This window comes from Candidatus Nitrospira neuquenensis (assembly GCF_979578155.1).
Genome location: NZ_CEFZDU010000021.1, coordinates 22,203 through 28,850, shown reverse-complemented (window position 1 = coordinate 28,850; position 6,648 = coordinate 22,203). Strand labels below are relative to the sequence as shown.

At 70.5% G+C, this 6,648-nt stretch carries 6 protein-coding genes, 1 tRNA gene and 1 pseudogene; 5 read left to right on the top strand and 3 right to left on the bottom strand.

Annotated elements, in window-relative coordinates; genetic code table 11:
• Positions 1–168 precede the first annotated feature (168 nt).
• The 3 genes from AC1U7O_RS08905 to AC1U7O_RS08895 all read left to right on the top strand — a co-directional run bounded on the left by AC1U7O_RS08905 (position 169) and on the right by AC1U7O_RS08895 (position 1,445).
• Positions 169–759, top strand: coding sequence for a DNA-3-methyladenine glycosylase I (locus tag AC1U7O_RS08905; RefSeq protein WP_479894369.1), 591 nt, complete (start codon positions 169–171; stop codon positions 757–759).
• Positions 760–869: 110 nt separating this feature from the next.
• Positions 870–962, top strand: a tRNA-Ser gene (locus AC1U7O_RS08900).
• 126 nt (positions 963–1,088) lie between these two features.
• Positions 1,089–1,445 (top strand): cupredoxin domain-containing protein, encoded by a 357-nt coding sequence (locus AC1U7O_RS08895; RefSeq protein ID WP_479894368.1) that lies wholly within the window; start codon positions 1,089–1,091, stop codon positions 1,443–1,445.
• A gap of 15 nt (positions 1,446–1,460) precedes the next feature.
• On the opposite strand, the gene AC1U7O_RS08890 is transcribed toward AC1U7O_RS08895, so the two are convergent.
• From AC1U7O_RS08890 to AC1U7O_RS08880, 3 genes and pseudogenes are all read right to left on the bottom strand, one after another.
• Positions 1,461–2,174 (bottom strand): tetratricopeptide repeat protein, encoded by a 714-nt coding sequence (locus AC1U7O_RS08890; RefSeq protein ID WP_479894367.1) that lies wholly within the window; start codon positions 2,172–2,174, stop codon positions 1,461–1,463.
• A gap of 8 nt (positions 2,175–2,182) precedes the next feature.
• Entirely contained in the window at positions 2,183–3,610 is a 1,428-nt protein-coding gene (locus AC1U7O_RS08885; protein WP_479894370.1) for a tryptophanase, read from the bottom strand.
• A 60-nt stretch (positions 3,611–3,670) separates the two neighbouring features.
• Positions 3,671–4,954 (bottom strand): annotated as a pseudogene (locus tag AC1U7O_RS08880) (tryptophanase); the annotation flags it as partial.
• 139 nt (positions 4,955–5,093) lie between these two features.
• On the opposite strand from AC1U7O_RS08880, the gene AC1U7O_RS08875 reads away from it, so the two are divergent.
• Positions 5,094–5,963 (top strand): SDR family oxidoreductase, encoded by an 870-nt coding sequence (locus AC1U7O_RS08875; RefSeq protein ID WP_479894366.1) that lies wholly within the window; start codon positions 5,094–5,096, stop codon positions 5,961–5,963.
• 105 nt (positions 5,964–6,068) lie between these two features.
• On the top strand, positions 6,069–6,647 hold the full coding sequence (locus tag AC1U7O_RS08870) for a thioredoxin family protein (RefSeq protein WP_479894365.1): 579 nt from the start codon (positions 6,069–6,071) through the stop codon (positions 6,645–6,647).
• Position 6,648: the final 1 nt, after the last annotated feature.

The following is a 6,648-nucleotide window of genomic DNA, read 5'->3' as shown; positions in this document are numbered from 1 at the left end:
CGAGGCTCATTTGACCGGCGCGACGTGGTCGCGCCTCCGCCCACCCCCTCCGCCACCCCGCGCGTGCTCGGCCGGTCGCCGCCGATCGGTGCGACCGGTCCGTCGCTTCGAGGGTTCAATCCCCCCTCGCACGGAGGCGTGACCCCCTCTGCAGGAGCGCAAGCGACCATGAGCGCCTCCAAGCCGGTTACGCGCTGCACCTGGGCCGGCGATAACCCCCTGATGACGGCCTACCATGACCGGGAGTGGGGTGTTCCGGTTCATGACGACCGCACGCTGTTTGAGTTTCTCATCCTCGAAGGGGCGCAGGCGGGGCTCTCCTGGCAGACGGTGCTGAACAAGCGGGAGAGCTACCGCAGGGCCTTCGATGGGTTCGACGCCCACAAGATCGCCCGCTACGGAGCGAAGGACGTCCGGCGGTTGCTCAAGGACCCTGGCATCATCCGGAACCGCTTAAAGATCAGGGCCGCGATCCAAAACGCGAAGGCATTCCTGGCGATCCGGCAGGAATTCGGCTCGTTCGACGCCTACATCTGGTCCTTCGTCGGTGGGAAGCCGATCAACGGCGGGATCAGGGCGATGAAAGACCTGCCGGCGACCACCGAAGCATCCGACGCGATGAGCAGGGCGCTGCGGAAGCGAGGCTTTCGGTTCGTCGGCTCCACGATCTGCTATGCGTTCATGCAGGCGGTCGGCATGACGAACGATCACCAGGTGACCTGCTTCAGGCACGCCATCATCAAGAAATCCCACACGTAAGCGACCCGCGCGGGCCTTCCCTATACTCCGCCCCTCGGGCCGTGTTATAAAGGACCCCGCCCCGCAGCCGACCTCGGGCGACACCGAGGGCCATGACCGTTTGTCGGACCGGAGAGGTGGCCGAGCGGCCGAAGGCACCGGTTTGCTAAACCGGCACAGGGCCCAAAGCTCTGTCGCGGGTTCAAATCCCGCCCTCTCCGCCATCCTTGCTTGCGTGCAAGCCGCCTTTGTCCTGAATCATGGCGGCGGCGAGGTTCCGTTGCGGCTGCATGCTTCCCTTCAGTTCGCATAGCCTGTCCCGGACGATTCCTTTCGTCTGCCTCCCTCTGATGTTTCTCTCCGCCTGCTCCCCCACTGTTCAGTCCGTCCGCATCGCGGCCCAGGACTTTCGCTTCGTCCCGGCCATGATCACGGTAGATGCCGCGCGGCCGATCCGTCTCCTCATCGTCAACGAGGGCCGGGAGCCGCACGAGTTCACCAGCGATCTGCTCGTCAACCCGCGGGTGCGCATCCTCGTCGTCCCGGCGGAAGCCGGGACCCAGCCCTTGCCGCCCGGCGTCGGGCTGCGCCTCCTCCCCGGCAAGTCCCTGGAGCTGATCGTCGAGGCCCCGCCGGGGACCTATCTGTTCCGTTGCCTGATCAAAGGACACCGCGGGATGGAAGGGACGATCGTCGTCGGCGCCTGACCAGGGGGCGCCGGGTCAGCGTCCGTCCGTCGGGTCCAGCCCCGCAAGGAGCCGTTCGGCTTCCGGCCGATACTTGACCCGCCAGGTGTAGGGATTGCGCGGGTGGGACATGCGAATGATCGCCAGCAGCTCGCGCTTCGCGGCGGTCGTCTGCCGGCGCTTGAGGTAGGATTTCGCGAGGTCCATGCGCGCATGGACATAGCCGGGATCGAGGTCCACGGCGCGCTTCAGGTGGTCGAGCCCCGCGGCCGAGTCGCCGCCCAAGAACCAGGGCAGTTCCTCCAGCATCCGGCCGAGCATGTGGTGGGCGGGCGGATAGTCCGGGTGCAGTTCCAACGCGCGGGTCACATGGGCCTTCAGGTCCTTGACCAGGAGGGCCGAGGCCATCATCCCCTTGAGCTCCGCCGCGCTGCCGGCGTTGGCTGCGTAGAGATAATGGGCGAGGCCGTCGGCCTCGTTGCGCTCCAAGATGCGCTGCGCCACCCGCGCCCCCTCCTCGTACGCCGCGATGCGCCGCGCCGGGTCCGGATAAGCCTCGTCGCCGATGTCCAGGTACAGGTCCGCCAATTCCCGCAGCACCCGGGGATCGTGCGAGTCCCTCGCCCCCGACGCAAGCAGTCGCGCCAGCTCCCGCTCCAGATGCTGCGGATAGTCGTCGGCCGGCGCAGCCGCGCCGGCACCGCCCGGCCACAGGATCAGCAGCGCTAGGGCGAGCAGCGGGCCGGCCATCCCCTCCCTCACAGCAGCTCGAACCGGGCGGTGAAGAACCGCAGCGTCGGCGGCTCATAGGTAAGCTTCAGCCCCGCGAGCCGCTCGCGGCGGCGGAAGAGCCGCAGCACGCCGTCCGCGACCACGTCCATGTGGCTGTAGGTATAGACCCGGCGCGGGATGGTGAGACGCACCAGCTCCAGGGCCGAATGCCGGTGCCGGCCCGTCACCGGGTCGCGCCCCGCGGACACCAGGCCGCGCTCCATCCCCCGTACGCCGGAGGCCTCGTAGAGAGCCGCGGCCAGGCGCTGGGCGGGAAACTCCTCCTGCGGGACATGCGGCAGGAAGGCCTGGGCGTCCAGGAACACCGCGTGGCCGCCGGCCGGCGCCACGACCGGGACGCCGCCCTCCCGCAGCCGCTCCCAGAGGTATCGCACCTGCTCGACGCGCGAGGCCAGGTAGTCGGCGTCGGTCATCTCCTCCAACCCGACCGCCATGGCGGCGAGGTCCCGGGCGGCCAGGCCGCCGCTCCAGGGCGTCCCCTCGAAGGTCGCGCAGAGCGCCGCGCAGCGCTCGGAGAGCGCCGGATCGTTCACCGCCAGGATGCCGCCGATGTTCACCAGCACGTCCTTTTTCGCCGAGACCGTGCAGCCGTCGCCCAGGGCCATCAGCTCCCGGATGATGTCCTTGATGGACCAGTCCGCGTAGCCGGGCTCGCGCGTCTTGATGAAGTAGGCGTTCTCCGCGAGCCGCGTCGCGTCGAAGATGAGCGGGATGCCGTGATAGCGGCAGATGGCGGACACCTCCCGCGTCACGCCGAGCGACACCGGCTGGCCGCCGGCCATGTTCACGTTCGTCTCCACGCAGACGTAGGCGATCGCGTCCGCCCCCTTCGCGGCGATGAAGTCCCGCAGCTTCGTCGGGTCGAGGTCGCCCTTGAACGGATGGTCGGCGCGCGGGTCGTAGGCCTCATCTACGATCAGATCCACGAAGATCCCGCCGGCCCGCTCCTGATGCTCGCGGGTGGTCGTGAAGTACATGTTGTTCACGACGAACTGGCCGGGGCGGATCAGGGCCTGCGAGAGCAGGTGCTCGGCCGCGCGGCCCTGGTGGACGGGCAGCACGTGCCGGAAACCCAGGACGGCCCGCGCCCGCTCCACGAAGGCCCGGCTCGCCTCCCCGCCCAGCTCCGACTCCTGCGCCTCGATCATGCGCGCCCACTGCTCGTTGCTCATCGCGGCGGTGCCGGAGTCGGTCAGCAGGTCGATGTAGACGTCCTCGGAGCGGAGCAGGAAGGTGTTGTAGCCCGCCTCCCGGATGGCCCTGGCGCGTTCCGCCTCGCCGATCCGGCGAAAGGGCTCGACGACCTTGATGAAGTAGGGCTCGGGCGTCGCGGGCGGGACCGGGTCTCCGTGGTACTCGGTGAGAAAGGGGCCTTTCGCCTCGTAGCGGGCCAGCTCGGGCGCCTCGGGCGCCGGCCCGAGGCGCCGGAGCGGATGGGCGATCCGGTGCCGCATGAGCTGCGCGCAGCTCGCGATGAGGTAGTCGAGCTGCCGCTCCGTGTAGCAGCGGCGCGGGACGAACAGGCCGAGCCACTCGCAGTCGCGCCCGAAGACCGCCGCGTCCAGCGGACGCGCGCGCACGCCGGAGACCAGGTACAGGAGCGCCGCCAGGTTCGCCGCGGCATGCGGCGGGGTGCCGTGCTCGCGCCAACCGCAGAGCGCGGTCTCCCGGCAGTCCAGACAGACGCCCGAGAGTCCCACCGGCCCCACCACCGGCAAGCCCGCCGCCGCGAGGTGGCGGGAGAGGAAGGCGAGCTTGCGTGTCCGGAAGTCCAGGTAACTCTCGTCCTTCAGGTCCTCGATCCCCTGCGCCAGCGCCTGCATGTCCCGGCCGGCCTGCCCGCCGTAGGTATGCAGCCCCTCGTAGACGACGACCAGGCTGCGCAGCAGCACGTAGAGGTCCTCCCGGTCGGTCGCGATGAGCCCGCCCGTGTGGCAGCCCGCATCCTCCCGCCCCGAGAGATAGAGCAGATCGCAGGCCTCGGCGTACTGCCGGATCAGGTCGGCCACGCGCTCGGCCGAGCCGCGCGCCGCGCGATCGAGGTACGCGGCGGAGGCGACCATCGAGGCGTCGAGCGCGAACAGCACGCCGTGACCACGCGCCAGCTCGGCCGCGGCCCGAAGGTTGGCGAGCGAGAGCGGCTGCCCGCCGAGCTGCGGCAGCGCGGCCCCGGCGATCACCAGGCCGACCTCGCCGGAGGCCATTCGCTTCTGCAGCCGGTCGAGCGGAAAGTCGGCCTTGGAGGGATCGCGGGAGGCGGCGTCGAAGGCTTCGGACTTCAGGAGCGTCTCGACGTGCAGGCCCAGTGCGGCCGCCAGCCCGCGCAGGGTCCAGAGGTTCCCGTTGGTCGCGACCGCCTGGCCGGGCTGCAGGAGCCCGCGGAGGATCAGATGCTCCGCACCGCGCCCCTGGTGCGTCGGCACGACGAACCGCTTCCCGAAGACCGCACGGCAGACCCGCTCGAGCGCCTCGAAGTTCCGGCTCCCGGCGTAGGCCTCGTCGCCGATCATCAGCGCCGAGAGCTGCCGGTCCGTCAGTCCCGCGTTCCCCCGAGCGGTCGCGAAGTCCAGGTACACCCGGTCGCGCGGCAGCCGGAGCACGTTGTAGCTGGCCTCGCGCAGCGCCGCGCCCCGCACGTCGTAGGGCACGCGCGTGAGGGTCTGGACCATCTTGATGCGGAAGGATTCCCCGACGGCGCCGGCCGTCCCCGGGCCTTCCTGACGCTCTGGCTCGTGCATCGTCGCTCCGGTGTCCGCCGACGATGACCGCGGCGGCCTGGTCCCTTCTATCCCAGTCCCCGCGCAAGATCAAGGTGCGCTTGCGGGTCGGTCGCGGCCCGTGCCAAGATGCGCCGCGTCAGGCGATGAGGAAGCCCCCTTGGGATCGAACCGTGGAGACCGGCCGGTCGCGATGGTCACCGGCGCGGGCGGCCTGATCGGTCACGCGCTGGTCCAGGGCGCCGTCCGCTGGGCCCCGGGCTGGACGGTCCACGGCCTGACGCGCGCGCGGATGGACCTCGCCGACGCCGAGGCCGTCCGGCGGACGTGGCGCGAGATCGCCCCCTCGCTCCTGATCCACTGCGCGGCCCTGAGCCGCACTCCCGACTGCCAGCGGGACCCCGCGCTCGCGCGCCGGCTCAACGTCGAGGCGACGGCCCGCCTCGCCGACCTGGCCCGCGACGCCTATCTGGTCTTCTTCTCCACCGACCTCGTCTTCGACGGCAAGGCCGGCTGGTACCGCGAGGAGGACCCCGTCAACCCCGTCAACGTCTATGCCGAGACCAAGGTCGAGGCCGAGCGGCTCCTGGCCGACCATCCGAGAGCCCTCATCATCAGACCGGCGCTCGTCGGCGGCATCTCCCCCACCGGCGACCGAGGCTTCAACGAGGCGCTCCGCCGGGACTGGGAGGCGGGATGGACGGTCACGCTCTTCACCGACGAGTTCCGCACGCCCACGCCCGCGCCGATCCTCGCACGCGCGCTGTGGGACCTGATCGCGGCGGGCGCGACCGGCGTCTACCACGTGGCCGGCGTGGAGCGCCTGTCGCGCTATGAGATCGGCAAGGCCTTGGCCGCCCGCTGGCCCACGCTCGACGCCAAGATCGCGGCCGGCTCCCGGTGCGACTTCCGCGGCGTCCCCCGTCCCGCCGACACCTCCCTGCACACGGACAAGCTCCGGGCGCGCCTTGACTGGCGGCTCCCCGGCCTGACCGAGTGGCTCGCCGCCAACCCCGACGAACCCTTCTGAGCGCGCTCCCGGCCGGCGCGGGCCCGCCCCTTGAGCCGCAGGGAAGCCGGCTGCTAGAGTACGCCGTCCCCTCGGCGCGAAGCCCGGAACAACAGGGAGGTGCCCATGGCCGTGGCGTCGGTCATGCTTCCGCTCGGAACCCCCGCTCCCCCCTTCTCCCTGCGCGATGTCGTGAGCGGACGGGTCTACTCGCTGGAGTCGTTCAAGGAGAAGGCCGGACTGCTGGTCATGTTCATCTGCCGGCACTGCCCCTACGTGCAGCACGTCGAGGAGGAGCTGGCGCGGCTGGGACGGGACTATGCGGAGCGCAACCTCGGCCTCGTCGGGATCAGCAGCAACGACCCGGCGCACTACCCGGACGACGCCCCGGAGCGGCTCAAGGAATGGGCCGAGCGGCTCGGGTTCACCTTTCCTCTCTGCTTCGACGAAACGCAGGAGGTGGCGAAGGCCTACAAGGCCGCCTGCACGCCGGACTTCTACCTCTTCGACGCCCGGCGGCGGCTCGTCTATCGCGGACAACTCGACGACAGCCGCCCGGGCAACCGGCTCCCCGTCACCGGCAGGGACCTCCGCGCGGCCATCGAGGCGATGCGGGCCGGCCGGCCCGTGGAGACCGACCAGAAGCCCAGCCTCGGCTGCAGCATCAAGTGGAAACCCGGCCACGCGCCGGACTACGCGCGGTGAT